The sequence below is a fragment of the Acinetobacter sp. ANC 5600 genome (assembly GCF_002018395.1).
In the GTDB taxonomy this organism is placed as follows: Bacteria; Pseudomonadota; Gammaproteobacteria; order Pseudomonadales; family Moraxellaceae; genus Acinetobacter; species Acinetobacter amyesii.
Map to the genome: position 1 here is coordinate 586,378 of NZ_MVKW01000002.1, position 21,712 is coordinate 608,089.

Below are 21,712 nucleotides of genomic sequence, written 5' to 3' on the forward strand. Positions count from 1 at the left end.
ACAACTCTAGGACGAGTAAATGTCACTACTGTTACAGATCACAATTTTCCTTGGCGCATCCTTATTGCTTGTCCCTTTGCTCAAGCGCTTTGGTATTGCAACGGTATTGGGATATCTGTTCACTGGTATTTTGCTCGGCCCCGATGTCTTTAACATTGCCAGTGATCCCCAAGCGATCCAAGATCTCGCTGAGTTTGGCGTGATCTTACTGATGTTCCTGATCGGCCTCGAACTCCGTCCACAGCGTCTATGGAGTATGCGTAGTTCTATTTTCGGCATGGGGAGTTTACAAGTCGGTCTGACCGGTCTTGTTTTAGCGCTAGGCAGTTTTTTTGCATTACAACAAGGCATTGCAGCCAGTATCGTTATCGGTTTCGCTCTCGCTCTTTCTTCTACTGCCTTTGTCTTGCAGATGCTGAGTGAGAAGCAGCAATTGAACACCACCTATGGGCAGCAATCCTTTTCGATTTTGCTGTTTCAAGATATGGCCGCAATTCCCCTGATTGCAGTCATTCCCCTGCTCGCAGGGACAGAATCATCACATCACGGAATCGCCTATTTCGCTGCCATCATTGCGACTTTTTCAGGCTTATTTTTATTTAGTCGATACTTAATGCGGCCTTTTTTCCGCTTCGTCGCGAAAAGTGGTGCGCATGAACTGATCACCGCTGTCGGTTTATTTATAGTGCTGGGTGTCGTGGTGTTGATGGATGTACTTGGCATCAGTACCACACTCGGAGCATTTTTGACTGGCGTACTATTGGCAGACTCTGAATTCCGCCATGAACTCGAAGCCAGTATTGCTCCGTTTAAAGGGCTTTTACTTGGTCTGTTCTTTATGACCGTGGGCATGACCACGGAACTGTCGTTGTTTGTTGAAATGCCATGGTTCATTATCGGTGGTGCGTTGGCACTGCTGCTCATCAAAATGGCGTCAGTTACCGCGATTGCACGTTATCTCAAAAATTCATGGCGCAACAGTATTTTACTGGCGACCTGTTTGGCTCAAGGCGGTGAATTTGCCTTTGTGGTCTTTAGTGTGGCGAAAAGTGAAAATGTCGTACAGCAAGCCATTTTGGAGCCATTAACCCTCATCGTCACTTTGTCGATGGTGTTGACCCCAATGTTGTACTGGTTAATACAATCACAAATTTTGCCGCGTTTTAATCCAAAAACCATCCCCGAATATGACGACATTCCGGATGAACATAATCCTGTGATTATTGCCGGCTTTGGACGTTTTGGACAAATCATTGCTCGTGTGGCGCATTTACAGCATTTGTCTTTTACCGCCATTGATAGCAACTTAGACAAAGTCGATTTCGTACGTAATTATGGTGGTCATCTGTATTATGGCGATGCCACACAACCAGATATTTTACGCGCTGCGGGCATTGAACATGCCAAAGTGTTTGTCCTTGCCATAGATGATATTGAAGACTCGATGAACGTGGCGCGTCATATTCGCCTGAATTACCCTCAGTTAAAATTATTGGTCCGTGCGCGTGACCGTCATCAGGTGCATCTGCTGCGTGATTTGGGGATTGAGCATATTTGGCGTGAAACCTATTTATCCTCTTTAGGAATGGCCTATCACATGCTGTGCGACTTAGGCATCAGCGATGAAGATGCCTATAAGAGTATCGAATTGTTCCGTGATTATGATGAGAAACTGCTGACTCAACAGCAGCAAATCTATACCGATGAACAAAAGATTTATGAAACGCATCGTAACGCTTTAGCTGAACTGGAACATTTGTTTGAAAGCGATGCGCAAGCCCGTGAAAAACCTACAGGTGTTGATTTACAACGCAGCTTACAACGTCATCGTATTGATGTCACAAGAGATGATAATGAATGACTTGTGTTTTACAATATCGTCACCATTAAAGCAGGGTTATGGAGAATTTTATGTCAGATTTACGCCAACGCTTTTTTATTGAAGATAGCCCTGTTCGTGGAGAAGTGGTTCATCTTGAAGAAGCCCTACAAACGATTCTTGCACAGCGTGACTATGCACCTGCTGTACAAATTCTCTTGGGTGAAATGCTCAGCGCGACTGCCTTGTTGGCCAGCACCTTAAAAATTAAAGGTCGTATTAGCTTACAAATTCAGGCAGCAGGCACATTTAAATGGGCAATGGCGGAATGTAATCATCTCGGTGAAGTTCGCGCACTTGCAGATTATGAAGAAGACCCGCACTTTCAAGCTGCTGAAGACAGCAGCACGATACTAAAAGCCTTGGTAAACCCAGTGCTTTTCATTAATATCGAGCCTGAATTTGGTGAGCGTTATCAAGGGATTGTACCTTTAGACAAACCGACATTAGCGGGTTGCTTGATGCAATATTATGATCTATCTGCACAGATCCCAACACGTATCGTCTTAGCAAGCAGCAACAGCCGTTCAGGTGGTTTACTGATTCAATTATTACCACGTAACAACGAAGAAGAACAACGCCGTGTCGATGAAGATCTATGGCCACGTTTAACCATGCTGACTGAGACATTAAAAGCAGAAGAGTTAACGTCTTTATCCGCAAATGAAATCTTATATCGTTTATACAACGAAGAAGAAGTTCGTCTACCTGAAACTGAAGCCTTAAAATTTGGCTGCACGTGTTCAAAAGAACGCTGTGCGACAGCACTTGAACAAATCGGTGTTGCTGCAGTTCGTGAAACCCTAGAGTTTCAAAACCCAATTGAAATGGATTGCCAATTCTGTAATACAAAATATACCTTTACTGCAGAAGAAGCTTTATCCCTTTTTGGTCAACACCTCAGCTAAATCATCGTGATGATTGAAAGCCTAAATCTAAGCATCCTTCGGGGTGCTTTTTTATTATTCCCATTAAATTTAGAACAGCTACTTTCTTCCGCTTAGTCGAATGGTTGCGAACTTTATAACCTCAAGATGATCAGCTGTATTTGCGATCAATTTTTTTTCGAGTAGAATCGCGCCAGAAATAAAGTCAAAAAAACCAACAAAGCTTTATTTTTAATAGAAAAATAATGTAAAAAAAACTGGATAAAATATGAAATTCAAAACACTCGCTATTCTTTTAGCCATGTTCTGCTTTGGCCCAATGACAGCACATGCAGCAGACCTTGTCGGGACATGGAAAACCATAGATGATAAAACAGGCTATGCCCGTGCTGAAGTCCAAATCACCAAATTAAAAGACGGCAGCTATAGCGGTAAAATCACCAAAGTACATGCCATCCCTAACCGCCCTGTCACCACGATTTGTGAAAAATGCGAAGGTAAACTCAAAAATGCACCCTTAATTGGTTTACCGATCTTCTCTGGCTTTAAACATAATGCAAAAGAGAATGCCTATACCGATGGCAAGGTGATCGACCCACTTTCAGGCAATACCTATCAAGGTAAAGGGCAATTGAATGCGCGCGGCAATGTCCTGACACTTCGAGGGTATGTCGGGACCACGCTTCTCGGCCGGACGGTATCTTGGATCCGCGTCAACTAAAGCGGCCTTTTGGCTTTCATTGGCATGATGAACTCAACTCCAGACGAGTTCATCATGCCAATAACAATCTACTTTGAGATGAATTCCGACTATTTTACTAGTGCGTAGACGTTCAGCATAAACCTTATTTAGCGCCAACTCGTTCATGTTTTGGCTCAAAATATAAATACCAATTCTTAAAAAATCACTAGAATATTCATATTATTTCAGGCTACATTAAACCCATAATATTTTTATGCCTTTAAGTTTTAGGCATCCGCTTTTTGTGTAATGTGGGTAATTATATGGCTGTTAAACTCCTCTCTTCTATCCTGTTCGGCATGTTCTCCATCTGCAGTTTATCCTCTGCTTTTGCAGCGATTGACCCCTTAGTGGGGACATGGAAAACCATTGATGATAGAACAGGTTATTCCCTTGCCGATGTGGTGATTCGCAAAGATAAGCATGACCTGTATTCAGCCACCATTATCCAAAGCCGAAGCGTACCGGGAACGGCAAATGTTTCGACATGCACGCAATGCACCGGTGCTCAGAAAAATAAACCCATGGTCGGTTTAACCACTTTAAGCGGCCTAAGCGCTGATCCAGAAAAGCCCAATGAATTTGTGGGTGGAGTGATGCTCGATCCCAAATCAGGCAAGCACTACAATGCACGCGCTCGTTTGATGAATAATGGTAAGCATTTGATCATCAATGGTCGTACTGAAGGCTCTGCAATTGGACGCAATGTCACTTGGGTCAAAAACTAAGCACGAGGCCTTTAAATCATTAAAGGCCTTTTTTAACTTAAAAATTAGAGTAAAAACTCCATATTAAAGCAGCGTTTTAAAAAAATATGCCAAATACATCACAAACTATCACATTGATTTTGTAGGACTTTATATATAAATTAGGCAACTTACTCTAAAAACACAATTCTGAATTTTCAGGGGATGAAATGAAAAAAATATATCAACAATTATTTGCCGGAATACTACTTAGCACTTTGTCAGGATTGTCAATCGCTGCGGAAACCGATCCGCTAGTGGGGAAGTGGAAAACCGTCGATGACCGTACAGGATATTCGCGTGCAGACGTTGAAATTCGCAAAAAAGCCGATGGAAGCTATGAAGGCATCATTGTCACCACACGCAATGTCCCTGGCACTGAAAAAATGGGCGTCTGCTCGAACTGCCCAGGTGAATTGAAAAATAAACCTTTTATCGGCTTGCCATTTATTTGGGACTTTAAACAAGATCCAAAAAATCCACGTGAATTCCAAAACGGTAAAGTTCTGGACCCGATTGGTGGAAAAATCTATAAAGGCAAAGCAAGACTTAGTGCTTCAGGAAAACATTTAACTATACGTGGGTATGTTGGTGTATCTGTGATTGGTCGTAGTGTCACTTGGATAAAATATTAATTTTAAATGTGTTTTTAAAAGCCTCCTCGTGAGGCTTTTTTATTGTCATGTTTTGAAACAATAAGATGCAGTTTGCCCCTATGACAGTTTGATGAACCCTTCTATATTGATTAAAACATGATCAATATTTATACAGAGAGTATGCCAGACAATCACTATCAAACTTTAGGGATCGCCCGAGATGCTTCGGCTGATCAAATAAAAAAAGCCTATCGAAAATTAGCGCGTAAATATCACCCTGACGTCAGTAAAGAGGCTGATGCTGAAACGCGTATGCAAGCGATTAATGTTGCATACGACACTTTAAGTGATGCCGAAAAGAAAAAACAATACGATTTTGAACTCGATCATCCTCAAGGATTTGCTGGGTTTAATGCTGGCAACCAAGGTGGTTTTGACCAATCTCAGTTTTATCGCCAATCGACGAGTGATGGTCAGCATGCGGACTTTAGTGGATTTGAAGACTTGTTTGGTCGTTTTGGGCAAGGCTTTGGTGGCGGTGACTATCAGTATCAACGTGCAAACCGCCAAACCAAGAGCTTCCGTGGTGAAGACCAACACGCCAGTTTAGAAGTGGATTTAGAAATCGCATTTCATGGTGCAACGCAGAATATCACCTTACAGATTCCAAGCCTCAACGCCCATGGTGAGCCTGAAGTCCAACGTAAAACCCTGCAAGTCAAAATTCCTGCAGGTATGAAATCAGGTCAACAAATTCGACTCTCCGGCCAAGGGCAAGCTGGCTATAACGGTGGAGCCGCCGGCGATTTATACATTGAAATTTTGTATAAACAAACTGAGCAAACCCGTGTAGAAGGCGTTGATATTTTCCAACAACTGAATATCAGCCCATGGGAAGCCGCATTGGGTCAAAAAATTGCATTTACCAGTCCTGATGGCAAAACATTAGAACTACAAATTCCTAAAAATGCACGTACTGGGCAGCAGCTACGATTAAAGGACAAAGGGATACCAAACAAAACACCCGGACACCTTTACCTGATTTTAAATATACAGATACCAGCTGCACAAACCGAACAAGAGCAACAAGCATATGCGGCTTTTGCTCAAGCTTTTCCGTCATTTAATCCACGACAGTCTTAAGGAGAGCACCATGACAACAATTCATTATCGTGAAATTGTCTGTGACGGATGTAAACAGACTGAAATCGTAGACGAAAAAAGTAGTTTTGATCTACAACACTTTGCCTCTGCCTGTGGGCAAAGTCCAGAATGGGTTCTGCAACTACTCGAATACGATATTCTGCCTAGCCGTTCAGAAGACAGGATTCATCAATTTTTTGGCGATTATATCTCGCGCACGGCGTGCGTATCGGCTTCAACGAGATTTCGATGCCAGTTTTACTGCGGTCGCTATGATGCTTGATTTAATTGACGAAGTTCAACAACTACGTCGCCAAGTCAAACACCAACAGTTTCATTCACATTAAATGTATTCATGAACGCTCTGCCTCGCAGGGCGTTTTTCTTTTCTTGTAGAGTTTGTCTTGTAGAGGAAGTGATCGACAACCATGAAAACACGAGATTGCAATAAAAAAGTCAAAAACATGTTTCCTGAGTACCGTGATTTGGTCTCTCAGTTACGTGATGAAAATCCATATTTTGCGCGGATCTTTGAAGAACATGATGAGTTAGATCGTGAAATTATTCAATTGGAATTAAATCCTGTCAATCACCACAACACGGATATTGAGACCATTAAGCGTAAGAAATTAAAGCTAAAAGATGAAATTTATCGCTTGCTGAAAAGTAACGAAAATGATGATATCTCTTGAGATATCGATTCATGTATAGGGGATTTTTCATGATGCATGTCGTTCGCAGTACAACCCACAAGGCTACGCAATTGAATTACTAAGACCATAAGGATCGGTCAAATCGCGTTGTACTGCAGATTTTTAAAAAACAATAAAATCATGACAAAGGATTCATCATGCAAATACATCATGTGCTATTTGGAGCATTACTCAGTTTCAGCGCTCTGTTGCATGCCAATAATATGACCAGTATTTGGAAAACAATTGATGACCAAACAGGATATTCACGCGGCGATGTCACCGTCGTTAAAAATGCCGACGGGACGTATAGTGGAACACTCACTGCAATGCCCCATTAGTCGAAATATGCTTAAAATGCAAAGGCAAACTCGAAAATGCTCCCTTGGTGGGCCTCGAAATTATCAAAGAATTTAAATCAGACCCACAACGTCCAAATCAATATAGAAATGGAACCATTCTGGATCCCCTCTAGGGCAATATCTATGAAGAGAAAGCAAGCTAAGTGCGAATGTAAAACGCTTAACCATGCGCGGTTATATTGGCGTGTCTGCATTCGGACGCAGCACCACATGGATTCGTAATGATTAACAACTAAACCCATCCTTCTGAGAAGCTGATGCGAATTATTTGAGTTTCGTCAGCTTCTCAATTTCTTTCATGGTTTTAACCGTACCTTTGACTGTGCCCTTCACCGTCTGTTTGATTGGTTCATAATCCATAAACCAAAACAGATTCATGTGTTGATCGCCGTGCTGCTGTGCCAACATATCAATCACACTTTTTTCACCGCGCCCGACCAAATGCCGTCGATAAAAATAATACAGTAGTAAAATCGTGGTCATCAGCATGATGCCGAGCATGATCCAAAAACCGGTTGGCGATTTGAGTCCCGGAATAAACTCAAAGTTCATACCGTATATACCGGTTAATAAGGTTAATGGTGCGAAAATTGCCGTAATAATCGCCAGAATACGCATATTTTCATTGGTTTGGTTAGCAACGGCTGAAAAATGCAGATCAATGGCGGCCTGCACAGCACTGCGTAATCGTGTGGTGTGTTTTTGAATGCGTTCGATATGACTGCTTAAATCATCTACCCGAACCAGCATGATATCCTGCTTTTCACTGCGCTTTTTGCCTTTCAAATGTGGGTAATTATCTACAACTTCATCACGCAGTTCTTGCAAGGCTTCAATTTGCTCTTCACACAAATTTTCCACTTGCTGAAAGGCCATATTTTCCTGCAGCAGCTGATGCCACTTGGTAAAACGCCGATGGCCTTGCAGCAATTCTCGCTGCCAAAACTCGACACGGCGGGTCAAAGGAACACGTAAATCCAAGTAACCATCTACCATATTATTCAGTAAGCGCAATGCCAAATCTAAGGGTGTAATGGCTAATTTTCGTGGTTTATTTTGTTCATCAATCGGACGAGAAATTAAAGTTTCAATCCGTTGGATATAACTTTCAATGGCTTTGTTGCCTTTTTCGCGCACCGTGATCAGCACTTGGGGCGTGATCAAAAAACTGATCGGGGTGGTCGCCAAACCAAAGACCCGCTCATGCTTTTCAAGAGCTTCTGCACCTGCAACAATTTGGTCATCGGGTGTGACCATTTTTCTAAAAATTAATAAATCATAATCATCGAGTGTGTCAAAGGCACACGGATGCTCTAAATTTAAAATATCCCGCAGATGGTATTCATTGACCCGTAGATCTGATGCCTGAAAAATATCACTCTGCCACTGCTCTGGGCGGTTGACGACATCTTCACGGGTACAATCAATCCAAATAAACTCAGGTTCAAGTTCAGGATGATGCTCACATTGCACTTGGTCTTGCACATAGATATGCGCGGCTGTTGGATGCTGAAAAAAATAATAGGTTTGCATATCTCATTTATTATTGTGTTTACTTTTTGCATGATGCCATAAAAAAAGCCTTGAGCAAGTCAAAGTTCATACTCTGACTACACTCAAGGCTTTTGTGAATCCATTCACAGAGCCGAAACTCTGTGAATCAGCAAACTATTAAGCTTGTTCGATGTCTTTCATAGTTAATTTGATACGACCACGGTTGTCGACATCAGCAACTTGTACTTTGATCTCTTGACCTTCAGACAATACGTCTGAAACGTTCGCAATGCGTTCGTTTGAAATTTGAGAGATGTGAAGTAAGCCATCAGTACCTGGAAGGATGTTTACAAACGCACCAAATTCAACGATACGGATTACTTTACCAGTGTAGATTGTACCTGGTTCGATTTCAGCAGTAAGCGCTTGGATTTTCGCAACAGCAGCAGAAGCAGCAGCTTTAGTTTCACCAAATACGCGTACTGTACCGTTGTCTTCGATATCAATTGCCGCTTTGGTTTCTTCAGTGATTTGACGGATTGTTGCACCGCCTTTACCAATCACGTCACGGATCTTATCAGGGTTGATGTTGATCACTTGGAATGTAGGTGCATGCATTGAAATTTCAGGACGAGCACGTGAAATCACTTGGTTCATTGCATTTAAGATGTGCATACGACCTGCATACGCTTGGTTTAATGCAACTTCCATGATTTCTTCAGTGATACCTTCGATTTTGATATCCATTTGAAGTGCAGTAATACCGTTTGCAGAACCGGCTACTTTAAAGTCCATATCACCAAGGTGGTCTTCATCACCCAAGATGTCAGAAAGCACTGCGAAACGTTCGCCTTCTTTCACAAGACCCATCGCAATACCAGCAACTGGCGCTTTAATTGGCACACCAGCATCCATAAGTGATAAAGAAGCACCACATACAGACGCCATTGAAGATGAACCGTTTGATTCAGTAATATCAGATACGATACGAATCACGTACGGGAAGCGGTCAGCTGCAGGAAGAACAGCTTGTACACCACGACGCGCTAGACGACCATGACCGATTTCACGACGTTTAGGACCAGATTCACGACCAGTTTCACCTACAGAGTATGCAGGGAAGTTGTAGTGCAACATGAAGTTGTCAGTTTTCGTACCTGCTAATGTATCCACCATTAACGCATCACGTGTATTACCCAAAGTTGTTGTTACCAACGCCTGGGTTTCACCACGTGTAAATAATGCAGAACCGTGAGCACGGTCTAATACACCAACTTGTACGTCAAGCGCACGAACTGTTTTGGTATCACGGCCATCAATACGTGGCTTACCTGACAAGATGTTGTCACGTACTGTACGGTATTTAAGGTCTTCGAATAATTCAGCTAAGTCGTCAGCGATACCATCAACGTCTTCTTCTGGAACGAATTGAGCAACAGCTTCAGCTTGAAGCGCATCAAGTGCTGCATAACGATCGTGTTTAACAGCGATTGTGTATGCTTCAGAGATTTTCGCTTCAAACGCTTCTTTTAATTTCGCACGAAGCTCTTCGTTTTTCGCAGGTGCAGTCCAAGTAGACTCTGTTGCACCAGCAGCTGCAGCAAATTCTTTAATCGCTTGGATCGCGATTTGCATTTCGTCATGACCGAACAATACAGCGCCAAGCATTTGGTCTTCAGAAAGCTCTTTCGCTTCTGATTCAACCATCAATACCGCAGATTCTGTACCTGCAACCACAAGGTCAAGGTCAGATTCTTTTAGCTGTTCGTGGTTCGGGTTTAGGATGTATTCACCGTTGATTAAACCAACGCGTGCACCACCGATTGGACCACGGAAAGGTGTACCCGCAATTGCAAGAGCAGCTGAAGTACCTAACATTGCAGCAATGTCAGCTTCCATTGTCTTATCAGAAGAAATAACAGTCGCAGTCACTTGGATTTCGTTGTAGTAACCTTCTGGGAACAATGGACGAATTGGACGGTCAATTAAGCGTGAAATAAGAGTTTCAGCTTCAGACGCACGGCCTTCACGTTTACCATAACCACCTGGAATACGACCTGCAGCATATTGTTTTTCTTGGTAGTTAACAGTCAATGGGAAGAAGTCTTGACCTGCTTTCGCTGTTGGCTGAGCAACAACAGCAACAAGAACTTGTACACCACCCATAGTGATGATCACAGTATTCGCTTGACGCGCAATACGACCTGTTTCTAGGACAACTTGATGCTGACCATATTGGAATTCTTTACGAATAATATTAAACATCGACATGTTTTATTTTTTCCTGATTTTATTCTAGTGGAGACCCCTAAGGTTTGGCATTCATTCAACGCCCCAAACGCTGTAACATAAATGACAAAGCTTAGAAGCCGACCTCACTAGAGATTAAAAACATTAATTTAAAATACTAATTTAAGACACAAAGAAGGAGCGAATCATCGCCCCTTCCCCATTATCCAACCAAGGTTGGATAGACTTTAGTTTTCAGTAATACGGCACTTAGCATGCAATAGTCCGAAAATAAAAGTTTAAATCGAATTAACGACGTAAACCTAAAGCAGCAATCAATGCGCTGTAACGAGTAGCGTCTTTACCTTTAAGGTAGTCAAGAAGCTTACGACGTTGGTTAACCATACGAATAAGACCGCGACGGCTATGGTGGTCGTGTTTGTGCTCTTTGAAGTGACCTTGTAAATCATTGATTTGAGCAGTTAAAAGAGCTACTTGAACTTCTGGTGAACCAGTGTCGTTTTCAGCGCGAGCGAATTTTGCAATGATCTCTGCGCGATCTGCGTTTGTTAAAGCCATTCGATTTCTCCGAGATGCTTATAAAGTTAACTTTTGATACGAATCAGCCGATAAATCAGCTGACTGCCGTGCATCACTACAGCAAGTGCATTATATTAAGGGAAAATCGTCTTAATTGCAAAAAGAGATAGCCGACTTCGTCAGGTTTTCTTAATGACAATAACGCCTTATTTTTCCTCTCGATTCCATTATAAATTTTTTATATGCTTCGACACTCTATACGACATAAAACTGCATATTTCCAACACATTGAATTCCAGATTATTGAATGAATTTTAAACTTATTTTTGATACATTTTGCCACTCGATATTTAGGATACAAAACTCAAACTGGAATAATTAAAAAAAAGCCCGAGCTAGGCTCGGGCTTTTTTGCGCTGTAGTTTCTTCTTTTTTAGTTATTGTTTTATTATTTATTGTTTTATGTGGCGCTTTTCCGCGTCCTTATGTTAAACATTCCATGTTTTAACTTGCACTTCCTTATGTGGTAGATTTTGCCACAACGGCTGTTAGATAAAAGTCGTATTTTTCGTATCTATATGTAAGCTTTTTCGTACATCGGTTAAGCTCTATTTCTTTTCTGTTACAGCATATAGGCATTTCTTATTTTCTATACATAAAAAAGCCTTGTAGTCTCTCCCAAAACTACAAGGCTTAGCGGCTGTAAGTTTCCTATTTCCTTACTTCACTGTAAGTTCGCTGTCTTTTGACGTTATTCTTATACTTTTGCGATTTTACTCAACCATCCGTGTTGAGTTCTTTTTCTGTGAAGTCATCTTCTCAAAAAGCTCTAAGAAGCTCTATGCGCAAATCTCCTGAATCAATGTAAGCTATTTCTTACAAAATACGGTACATTTTGCCCAGGCTTTACAAAGATAGGTGATTGTTAATTTTTTCTAACAAACCACTAACTCGTGCTGTTCTTTTTATAAGCGCTTTTGCCAATGCATCTTTTGCAACAAGTAAACTCACCACTTTTTTTGCACGTGTGATAGCGGTATAAATCAGCTCTTTGCTCATCATTTCGGTTGCATGATTTTCCAAAACTACCGCCGTATGGGTAAATTCAGAACCTTGAGACTTATGTATAGTCAATGCGTAGGAAGTTTCTATACTTTTAGGTAACCGTGTTGCCACAACCCATTTATCCAAACTGGGAAAATAAACCTCAAACTGCGACTTTTCCGTCATCGGTCGTTTTAAGCAAATCCCAATATCACCATTTGATAGTCCAAGTTGATAATCGTTATAGGTCATCATAACTGGACGACCAACATACCAATCCCCTTGTTTCAACACACCTAAGGCATTTAAGACCCGAAGTTCAATCTGCTGATTGAGCTCATGTAAGCCTAATTTTCCATGTCGAATGGCCGATAGAATTCGATAATCATCAAAATAGCGAATCAATTGGGCTAACCAATCTGCATATTCAGCGGATTGCTCTGGCCATTGTTTTAACCATGCCACATAGGGCTGAAAACCATACATCAGTTGATCATAATATTTTGCCCAATGTGCCGCACTGTTCGTGGCTTCGGGGAGATATTGCAACTGAATCACATCGCTCATATTCGGTCTTAGTTGAATCGGCTGAAGTTCGGATGCAGATACCACCTGATGTTCGAATTTCGCCAGAACTTCTGTGGTTGTTTGCTGTTGTTCTTGTTGTTGAATAAAACGGGCAAACTCACCAATGGCTGCACCCTGTACAAAACGGCGGCTGGTTTGTAAATGGGTGCGGTTGGCTTGTAAGGCATCCACATCCTGAAGATTAGCCAAAACAGCGCCAACATCGACCGAAGCCAACTGTTCTGCATCCCCCAATAGAATCAGCTTGCTGTGTTGAGGGATTGCCGCGAATAGCATCTGCGCCAAACTTAAATCCAACATGGAGGCTTCATCGACCACAATAACGTCATAGGGTAAGCGTTGGCGCTCATTAAACCGCGGGATAGCGCGCGTCCCTAAACCCAATAGGCGATGCAAAGTTACGGGTTTCAAATGTTTGTGAATAATCGAATAATGCTGCAATGCAGGATCTTTAAACGCTGCTTGTAAGGCTTCTTCCATTCGCTGCGCCGCTTTTCCTGTCGGCGCTGCCATCGCAATTCTTAAATTTGGATTTTGCTCATTCAACACGGCAATAATCCGAGCCAAGGTATAGGTTTTACCTGTCCCAGGCCCACCGGTAATGATATTAAAATTGTGCTGACACACCATGTGCAGTGCTTGGATCTGATGGGGATCGGTCAGTAAATCCTTTTCAATATTAAGCATCTGCGTTTGATTGAGATTTTGCTCTGTTTGCTGTTTTAAACGTGCAACTTGCTTGGCTAAAGCATTTTCTAGTGCCCAATAGCGATAAAGATAAAGTCGCTGTGAATCAAAAATAAAAGGCGCAACAGGTGTTTTTTCAGCTTGCTCGTGCTGAACCATCTGAGCCAAACATTGAATCTGCGCATCTTCGGCCAAAATACAACTATCGCCTTTTTCCACGGCTTGCATCAATTGTTGAATTAACTGATTTGCAGCAGGATGACTGTCCTGATCGGGTAAATAATGTTGGATTAAATAGTCAATCCAATCCGGCAAAACCGCATCTAAATCAGCTTTTTCTTGGGTATTTGGGGGAACTAAAACCTGCGTTTCTACAGTATTTTCTTGTCCCGCGTGCAAAGGCTGTGCTGATAAGGCTTTTTGATCATTTTCCACACAGTTATCCTCAAACTTATCCACAATGCAACTTATTGTTTCAGCGTAAATATTTTTATCTTTTTCGTGCTTATTCACGTTTTAGCCACAACCGTTTCGCTCAATATTGCATCGAGGTTTTGAATGAATGTATCCGCCGGCTTCCAGTGATATACCCCACGATCGGACTGTCCATCCATACCGCGAAGATATAAATAACTCGCCCCACCCAAATGCTGCTTCATGTCATAGTCTTTCATCACGGCTTTCAAATAACGATGTAGGGCCACCAAATATAATGCCGCCTGCAACCAGTAACTAGAATGACTCATACTTTCTCGAATATAGGCATGATTATAATGTGCGGTCTGATCGCCTAAGAAATTACTTTTATAATCGGCAATGTGATAACGCTGACCATCATAATATACCAAGTCAATCGACCCCGTCAGATAGCGTGCCGTAAACACATCATTCAAATCTTGTATCTGTAAATCTGGCTCATTTAGGCTTTCAAATAGCATGCGTATTTTACGTATTGCCAATGCACGATCCGCCATACTTAAATGAAAGTCCATTTCTGAACGGTATTCGCCATCGTTTAACTGATGCAGGCTAAAACCATCATGCAACGGTGTATGAATGATTTGACTGTACCATTCCTGCATTTCTTCAATCAGTTCAGCTTCGTCTTGTTCAGGGTTCGCCGTTTGCCCAAACTGTTTAATCAAATTTTGCAATATTTGCGGCGAATCAAACTCAACATCACTGTGAAAGCGCGATGCGATGGCTTTGGCCAACTTATCTTCTGGAGTGCTAAATCGAACTTTTTCCATCAACTTGTGCAAGAAACTTCCGGGCTTGGTTCCCTTTGGAAAATGCCGTTTAATCCAGCTAATTTTCTCTGCAGTTTCTGCTTCAATGATTTCAATTTGTTCAACTTCATCGGCAGCACTGTCTTCTGGCTCGGTCATGACCGCTGCCAGTTGGTCACGTTGTATATGTGCCTTATGTGTCGTGCGCGTGAGCGCGGTAAAGCTGGTGGTTTCCCGTGGATAAAAATGGCTGTTAGGAATTTCTGCCGCCTCTAATACAACAGCTTCAACCTGAGTCTGGGTCAAAATCGGTGGTGCTGCACGCAGGACATCGGCATCCACACTATCTGCGTGTTGGAACAGATCTGGTGCGCTTCCACGCCAAAAAGTCAGTCCTGAACGCGCTTCTGCCATTTGTTTCTTTTCTACTTCATGATGACGCAGCACGGCATAGACACGATAACTGGCACGGGTCAACGCCACGTACCACAAACGATGGTGCTCTGCTTCATTGCGTGCTTCATTTTGTTGAATATCATCTTCGGGTAAGTCCGAAGACTTCACAGCAATCACACGTTCTAACCCAAGGCTTTTTTGCTGATTGTCTTTAAGGGAAAAATTCAAATTGCCTTTTTCACTTAAGCCGGCATTTGCTCCCAATAAAAATACACAACCAAACTCTAAGCCTTTGGATGCATGGATCGTCATCAATTGCACCCCCAATTGCCCAGTCAATTTTCGCTCTTGGGTACTTTCATTATTGATGCCTAAATTGATTTGGCGAATAAACCATTGATAGAGCTTATGCGCACCGGTGTAGTGTTCACTTTGCTGACTTAATAATTCTGCGATATGGCGTAAATTCACCACTGTGCGTTCATTATCTCGACTTTGCCCAGCCACCAAACGCGTCCACACCTGAAAGACCGTCATGCAGCTATTCCACGCGCTGCGGAATCCTTGCTCATTCCAAATTTGTCGGATCTGTTCGAGTTTTTCGATAATTTCGCTCAGTCCATCTGCCTGCTGTTCGAGTGCGACCAGTTGTTTCAGATCAAAACCCAATAAACGGCTCAGCAGCGCACGTTTCACCTTGGCTTCTTGATAAGGATTTAAAATTGCGGTCAGCAAAGCGGCAACGTCTTGTGCGACGGAACTTTTATAGACGCTGTCCCGTGATGCTTTATAACAAGGAACACCCAGTTGCAATAAACATTGTTGCACTTGCTCTAAGTCGAAATGGTTTTGCCCTAAGACCGCAATATCGTTTGCTGTCAGTGCTCGCTGGGTATTGTTGTCTTGAAAATATAAATGTCCTTGCTGAGCTTGGTTCAGCAAGGACTGAATCTGCCAAGCCACTTGCTCTGCTTCATTCAGCGTTTCATCCAAAGCCAACCAACGCAGCGGTTGTGGATTGACTTGATCATGATCAATCAACGGCGGATGCTCACGCTCACCTGCTTGAATCGGTGTGTATTCAACTTGCTCACCAAAGTCCATTTGCCGATGAAACAAGGCATCCACCACTTCAACCAAGTTTTTGACTGAACGATGGTTTTTGTTCAAGGTATAACAACGCCCACCCTTGGCTTGAATATCATGACGCGCTTTACGATAGGTCAGCATGTCACCGCCACGGAACCCATAAATCGCCTGTTTGGGGTCGCCGACCATAATCATACAGCCCTGATGTAAGCGCTCCTTGACCCGCCAAATGCTAGAAAGCATGTCATCTTGATCTTGGTTGGTGTCTTGAAATTCATCGACTAAAATCAGCGGATATCGTGCCAAAACATGGGCAGCAAAACTGTCTTTCCCTGCTGCTGAGCTTTGCTGTAAGGCTTCCGATAAGGTCCGAATTTGTTGTGAAAAGGTGGTTTCCCCAGCGTGGGACAGCACTTGAGGCAAACGCTTTTTAACTTCCTGCGCCAAATAAAAATTTAGATATTGTTCTGCTTGATTGATATGTTCATAAGCATTGAGCACCGCTCGGAGTTGTTGAACAAAAGCATGTTGATAAAATTCTTTTGAGACATCTGGCTGCTCTTCAACGATTTTGTCTTTAAAGACACGTGGCTTAAATTCAGTTTTATTCGGATCATAAAACAATGAACGAATGGCTTTCATCGTCGGTTGTAACACGTCGGACTGAGTCAAAACCCCTTGGCTACCCGCAGCTTCAAAGTGCTGTAAAAACTCGGGAATGCGTGTGTTAAAGGTGACAAAGAATGCCCCTTTATTAAAACGTCGAGCGTCGACAAGGTTCTTATAATGACTTGCGGCATCAAAACACGCTGCAAGTTCTACACGAGCAGCAGGCAGCATTTGCGCAAGCTGTTGACACATCGCTTCAAAATGTGCCAAAGCATTTTCGGGTAATTCAGGGACGCGTAAATCCACCGATGGGAAATTTAGACTTTCCTTTACCACGCCCAGATAGTATTCAGGGCCTTTCAACTGATGATTCAACATCAAATATTCAATCAAATGCGCAGGCTGCTGCTGAATCCAATCTCTTAATAAATCATGAATAATACGTTCAATATGTAGATCTTCATCTTCACTGATTTGCACCTGTTCAATACGACCACTTTCAAAGGCAAATTCACGTAATAACTTTTGGCTAAAGCTGTCCAAGGTCCCAACAAACAATTCTTCATATTGTTGTAAGACCACGTTCAGCCGATTGTAGGCATAATCTAAATGATGCCCATGATCTTTCAACACCTGCTGATACAAAGGGTCACTCAAACTCTGCTGAAGTTCGGCCAACTCATCTTGAGGTGCCGCTAACAGGCTATAAATAAAGTCACGGGTTTCTTCAATCCGCAGTCGAACCCGCGCTTTGAGTTCCGCTGTAGCCTTACGTGTAAAGGTAGTGGCAATGACCTGATTCGGCATATAACGATCGAGAAAAATCCGCACCATCAGACTAGAAAGCGTATAGGTTTTCCCTGTACCCGCAGAAGCCTCTATCCAATGGAGTCCTGTAAAGCTCATGTCTGCAATCGGGTTGGTGGACATATTCATCGTTTGCTGTGGCATATTCATTTTTTGACCTCAGGCTTGATGACATTAAGTTTTTTTAGGCCGTCATCTGCCTCGGTATCCATCACATGATATAAACGTTCTGCATAATAACGACAGGACAATGCCAGAAGTTCATCTGCCGCTTGTTGCTGTAAAATAAAGCTCCAATCACGATGGTGGCTATTGGCTTCATTCGACTCCAACTCCACTCCACCAAAACTATGATTTTTCAGCCATTCCTCTTGAAGCTTTGCAAAATTATCAGGCATGAGTTGGCCTGTTTCATTTTCCACCCAAGTGCATTTTTCTTGGCGAATTAAAGCAGCAGGCAGCACCACAGGACGTTTTTGTGCATGTTTCCACATCGCCAGCCATTCACTGAGCTGTAGCTTGGCTTGTGCGGAGCTTAATCCGCAACAAACAATGCTTTTATCATTACAAATTACTTCACGACGATACGTCGCGCCCTCATCGCCTAAGTCTAAATAGCTCAACCACAGTAGATATTCGAGCCAAGTTTGTGTCTGACGTTTAGGCTTTGCCCCAGATGCCATACAGCTTAACCAATGCATACTCTGACGGTCTTCAGGCACGGTGATGCTCAGTATCAAATGCGGTTCAAGCTGTAAGTTTTGTAAAGTGGTCGCAGTTACATAACGTCCATCTAAACGTGCTAACAATTGTGTCTGCTCTTGCAAACTGAGCTTCCACGTTGCTATTTGGCTATGTCCTACAGGCAGTACATCTTGGAATAATGCTATATCTGGTTCAGTTGGAGTCGTAGAGTTCTGATCCTCAGCTTGATTGACACGAGATGCAGGCTGCACATAATGCTTTTGCAATAATTCACGGACATGGTATTGCTGTAAACGGTCAAGTAATAAAGGTTCTTTCTGTGGTAACTGATCACCGGTATACACACTGGCCACACCAAGCGTTTTCAAATATGCCCGAGCTGGGAATACCACATCTTTAATCCATTCCTGACCATCTAACACCCTTACTTCTTGTGCATCATGCACTGGATAATCAAGGTTAATCCAGGGTTGGCGTTGCCCAGACTGATTTAAAATATGTTCCGCCACAGCAAACCATTGATCTTTATATCGTACGTTTTTCGACTGCTGAAATCCTGTCGGGTCAAATGGCTGCAACGGATAGATATGATAGAGCGGTTCGAGTTGCTCTGGAATTCGTAACCCATCCAAATCCAACATGGCATCATGTGGCTGATCTAACCGCTGGGGTTGAATCATTCGAGCGAGGAATTGGCTAAACTCATAAATGACAGATGATGGTTCACGACTTTCACCTCCATTGACATCAAAGCCATTATAGAAAATCCATAAGGACTTTCGGGCAAATAACAAGGCATCTAAAAATGCACCTTTATCATCTTCCAAACGTGAGCGATCACCCAATACTGGCTTAAACACATCCATTAAATCAAAAGGTACTTTCTGATCACGACGTGGGAATTTTCCACTATCCATGTTCAACAACACCACCAGTGAAAATGGGACTTGACGGATTTTACCCATGTCTGCAAAGGTCACTGAACCAGTTGGTTCGATCTGATCGACAGAACCATCGATGCCTTGTTGTATCTCCTTGAGCAATAAAGATAGCGGTAAATTAAAGCTATTTGGTAGCGACTCAACTTTTTCACTTTGGGCATTTTTCAGTCGTTGTGTCATTGCACGCATCACACCGCGTATGGTTTCAAATGCTCGACCACTGGCTTCAACAAAAGGTTTTAAATCTGCATCTAGCTGTTGCAACCACGCTTTGACAGTCTGTGCACTGAGGTTCGGATTAAGCCAATCTCGACGCGCACTGATATCTTGATAGATCTGAATTAAGGTTTGCACCAACTCAAAATCACTACTCTGCACCCCTGCGAAACTTAAGGTATTCTCAAATACGGCATGCTGTGGAATCGCAATCCCTAACGCCAAACGGTCTAAAGCAAATTTAAAGGTATAACGATAATCTCGGTCTTGCTCAGACAAATAAGCCAACATGTGCTGTTCATCTAAACCACGACGGAAACCGGCTTGAATTAGCAGTTCCATCATACGTTCCATTTGTACATGGTCGAGCTGATACAGTTCTTGCACCGCATTCAAATTCAACCAATCGTGAAAATCTTCTGCGGTAAAACGACCTTGGCTAATTTCAATGCGTCCAACAAAGGCTTTCCATGCATTTTGAATATCTTGACTAACCACTCCTGCAATTTTTACTGGGATATAAGGTAAATCCACAGCACTGCGACCCATGCCTCGAGTCGTCGAAAAGACCGTCCGAATATGCGGTTCCAGTTCTTTTAAATTTGGCACCAATACCAAGATATCACTCGGATGGCGTGGCTCTTGTTCCGAGCCTTCGGCCAACCAATGTACCAACTGCTCACGTAAAACTTCTAACTGACGCAAGCTAGAATGACAGACATGAAATTGAATCGATTCATCTGAACCCGCGAGTGCATATTGATGCTGTTCGGGCTCTTCTAGAGTCATGATGTCATATTGAATTTGAGCGAGCAGCGTTGTCGGCTCAGTATCTGGAAAAATATCTTCCCAGCCTTCGCCACCAGACATATTCACCAATAATGCAAAGTTATCCCGCGCACGTTTGCCTAAACGAGTCAATAATGAATGCTGTGATTCACGAAATTCCGCATTGGTGGTACTCAGATAGGCCTGAATTTGCGCTGTGCTGACATTAGGATTTCGTTCAATATAACGCTGTTGCAATTTTAGGTTATAACGATCTTTCCAAACAGGATCGACCATGTCTGCCCAATACTCACGCGATGGGTTGAAATACAACAAATGTACTTCGGTATACGCCGCCAAACGATATAAAAATTTGAGTTGTGCAGGTGGTAGTTCTAAGGTAGTAAAGACGAAAATCTGTTCAGGTAAACCGTTATAGGTTTGATGACGCTCATCATCATCGCGTTCATCATCCTCAGCATCCAAATCAAACTGCTGCTGCCGATTTTGCTCAGCATGCGCCAAGGCAAACCAAAATTTATTGTCTATTTCCTGACGGTCATTAAAATCTTTTTTGAATACTTGATGCCACAGCCAACGCTGCCACTGCTCTAGTTGTCGAGCCTGCGTCGGTAAATATTCATCAGCTTGTTCAGGTTTCAGACCTATGAGTTGCATAATATTTAATGGCTGGTTATGACTCCACGCTTTTAGCCAGTCGGTATCGCAATGTGGACAAATCCATTGCTCAACACCTTCATCAGGGGTATGAATACAACTGCCACGAAAGGCCATGTAGTTGGTAAAAAGCCGGGTGACTTGAGCAGCGATCCAGTACAACATTTCTTGGCGCTTTTGCTCACGTTTTTTTCGATCTGAGAGTTGTGCTGTGTTGTCAAAAATACGCTGAACTAAGGGCTGCACGTCTGTCGGAATCTGAGCAGCATCAAACTTGTCTGCCGCAATAAACCCGGCTAAAGCATTATAAATACGCCATTGCATAATCAATGGCGGCATATTGATACCTTTAATTCGCTCACGGTCTTGTTTGTTCGGCAAGGCCCAATCGTAGGCTTTCCACTGCAACCCTAAAATTTTACGATGATGCTTAATATTGGCACTAATACTGATTTTTTCAGCCACTTGTTTTTCTAACCATGCTGCAATGGCTTGATCGGGTACCACGATATGCCGTTCTTGCAAGACAGATAATGCATTAGTCGACTGATTTGATTTCAATTTTTTGATTAGACAATCCACCAAAACTTCGATTCTTTGACTCTGAATTACATGTATTGCCATGGATTACCTTTACAGCCTGAG

14 protein-coding genes and 2 pseudogenes are annotated in these 21,712 nt (G+C 42.6%); 10 read left to right on the forward strand and 6 right to left on the reverse strand.

Annotated elements, in window-relative coordinates; genetic code table 11:
• Positions 1-19: 19 nt before the first annotated feature.
• The 10 genes and pseudogenes from B1201_RS06630 to B1201_RS17300 all read left to right on the forward strand — a co-directional run.
• Positions 20-1,861, forward strand: a complete 1,842-nt coding sequence (locus tag B1201_RS06630; protein ID WP_078192811.1) for a monovalent cation:proton antiporter-2 (CPA2) family protein — start codon at positions 20-22, stop codon at positions 1,859-1,861.
• Between the two features lie 50 nt (positions 1,862-1,911).
• Positions 1,912-2,787, forward strand: coding sequence for an Hsp33 family molecular chaperone HslO (gene hslO, locus B1201_RS06635; protein WP_078192812.1), 876 nt, complete (start codon positions 1,912-1,914; stop codon positions 2,785-2,787).
• Between the two features lie 247 nt (positions 2,788-3,034).
• The gene (locus tag B1201_RS06640; RefSeq protein ID WP_078192813.1) at positions 3,035-3,487 is read left to right on the forward strand and encodes a DUF2147 domain-containing protein; all 453 of its coding nucleotides are present in this window, start codon (positions 3,035-3,037) and stop codon (positions 3,485-3,487) included.
• 284 nt (positions 3,488-3,771) lie between these two features.
• Positions 3,772-4,236, forward strand: coding sequence for a DUF2147 domain-containing protein (locus B1201_RS06645; protein WP_078192814.1), 465 nt, complete (start codon positions 3,772-3,774; stop codon positions 4,234-4,236).
• Between the two features lie 188 nt (positions 4,237-4,424).
• On the forward strand, positions 4,425-4,889 hold the full coding sequence (locus B1201_RS06650; RefSeq protein ID WP_078192815.1) for a DUF2147 domain-containing protein: 465 nt from the start codon (positions 4,425-4,427) through the stop codon (positions 4,887-4,889).
• 141 nt (positions 4,890-5,030) lie between these two features.
• A complete protein-coding gene (locus tag B1201_RS06655) occupies positions 5,031-5,993 on the forward strand; it encodes a DnaJ C-terminal domain-containing protein (protein ID WP_078192879.1) in 963 nt (320 codons plus the stop codon).
• Between the two features lie 10 nt (positions 5,994-6,003).
• Positions 6,004-6,340: pseudogene (locus tag B1201_RS06660) on the forward strand (chaperone modulator CbpM).
• An 81-nt stretch (positions 6,341-6,421) separates the two neighbouring features.
• Positions 6,422-6,685, forward strand: a complete 264-nt coding sequence (locus B1201_RS06665; RefSeq protein ID WP_078192816.1) for a YdcH family protein — start codon at positions 6,422-6,424, stop codon at positions 6,683-6,685.
• 158 nt (positions 6,686-6,843) lie between these two features.
• Entirely contained in the window at positions 6,844-7,026 is a 183-nt protein-coding gene (locus B1201_RS17165; protein ID WP_228144759.1) for a hypothetical protein, read from the forward strand.
• 110 nt (positions 7,027-7,136) lie between these two features.
• A pseudogene (locus B1201_RS17300) lies at positions 7,137-7,276 on the forward strand (DUF2147 domain-containing protein); the annotation flags it as partial.
• 35 nt (positions 7,277-7,311) lie between these two features.
• Here B1201_RS17300 and B1201_RS06675 read toward each other — a convergent pair.
• The 6 genes from B1201_RS06675 to B1201_RS06700 form a co-directional block, all read right to left on the reverse strand.
• Positions 7,312-8,580 carry a magnesium transporter CorA family protein gene (locus tag B1201_RS06675; protein ID WP_078192817.1) on the reverse strand — a complete coding sequence of 423 codons (1,269 nt, stop codon included), beginning with the start codon at positions 8,578-8,580 and terminating at the stop codon, positions 7,312-7,314.
• Between the two features lie 138 nt (positions 8,581-8,718).
• The gene (gene pnp / locus B1201_RS06680) at positions 8,719-10,806 is read right to left on the reverse strand and encodes a polyribonucleotide nucleotidyltransferase (protein WP_111885640.1); all 2,088 of its coding nucleotides are present in this window, start codon (positions 10,804-10,806) and stop codon (positions 8,719-8,721) included.
• A gap of 273 nt (positions 10,807-11,079) precedes the next feature.
• A complete protein-coding gene (gene rpsO / locus B1201_RS06685; protein WP_067761248.1) occupies positions 11,080-11,349 on the reverse strand; it encodes a 30S ribosomal protein S15 in 270 nt (89 codons plus the stop codon).
• Positions 11,350-12,216: 867 nt separating this feature from the next.
• Positions 12,217-13,944, reverse strand: a complete 1,728-nt coding sequence (gene recD, locus B1201_RS06690; protein WP_257229884.1) for an exodeoxyribonuclease V subunit alpha — start codon at positions 13,942-13,944, stop codon at positions 12,217-12,219.
• A 194-nt stretch (positions 13,945-14,138) separates the two neighbouring features.
• The gene (locus tag B1201_RS06695; protein ID WP_228144760.1) at positions 14,139-17,909 is read right to left on the reverse strand and encodes a UvrD-helicase domain-containing protein; all 3,771 of its coding nucleotides are present in this window, start codon (positions 17,907-17,909) and stop codon (positions 14,139-14,141) included.
• Positions 17,906-21,691 carry an exodeoxyribonuclease V subunit gamma gene (locus B1201_RS06700; RefSeq protein WP_078192819.1) on the reverse strand — a complete coding sequence of 1,262 codons (3,786 nt, stop codon included), beginning with the start codon at positions 21,689-21,691 and terminating at the stop codon, positions 17,906-17,908. The genes B1201_RS06695 and B1201_RS06700 overlap by 4 nt, the downstream gene beginning before the upstream one ends.
• Positions 21,692-21,712 lie beyond the last annotated feature (21 nt).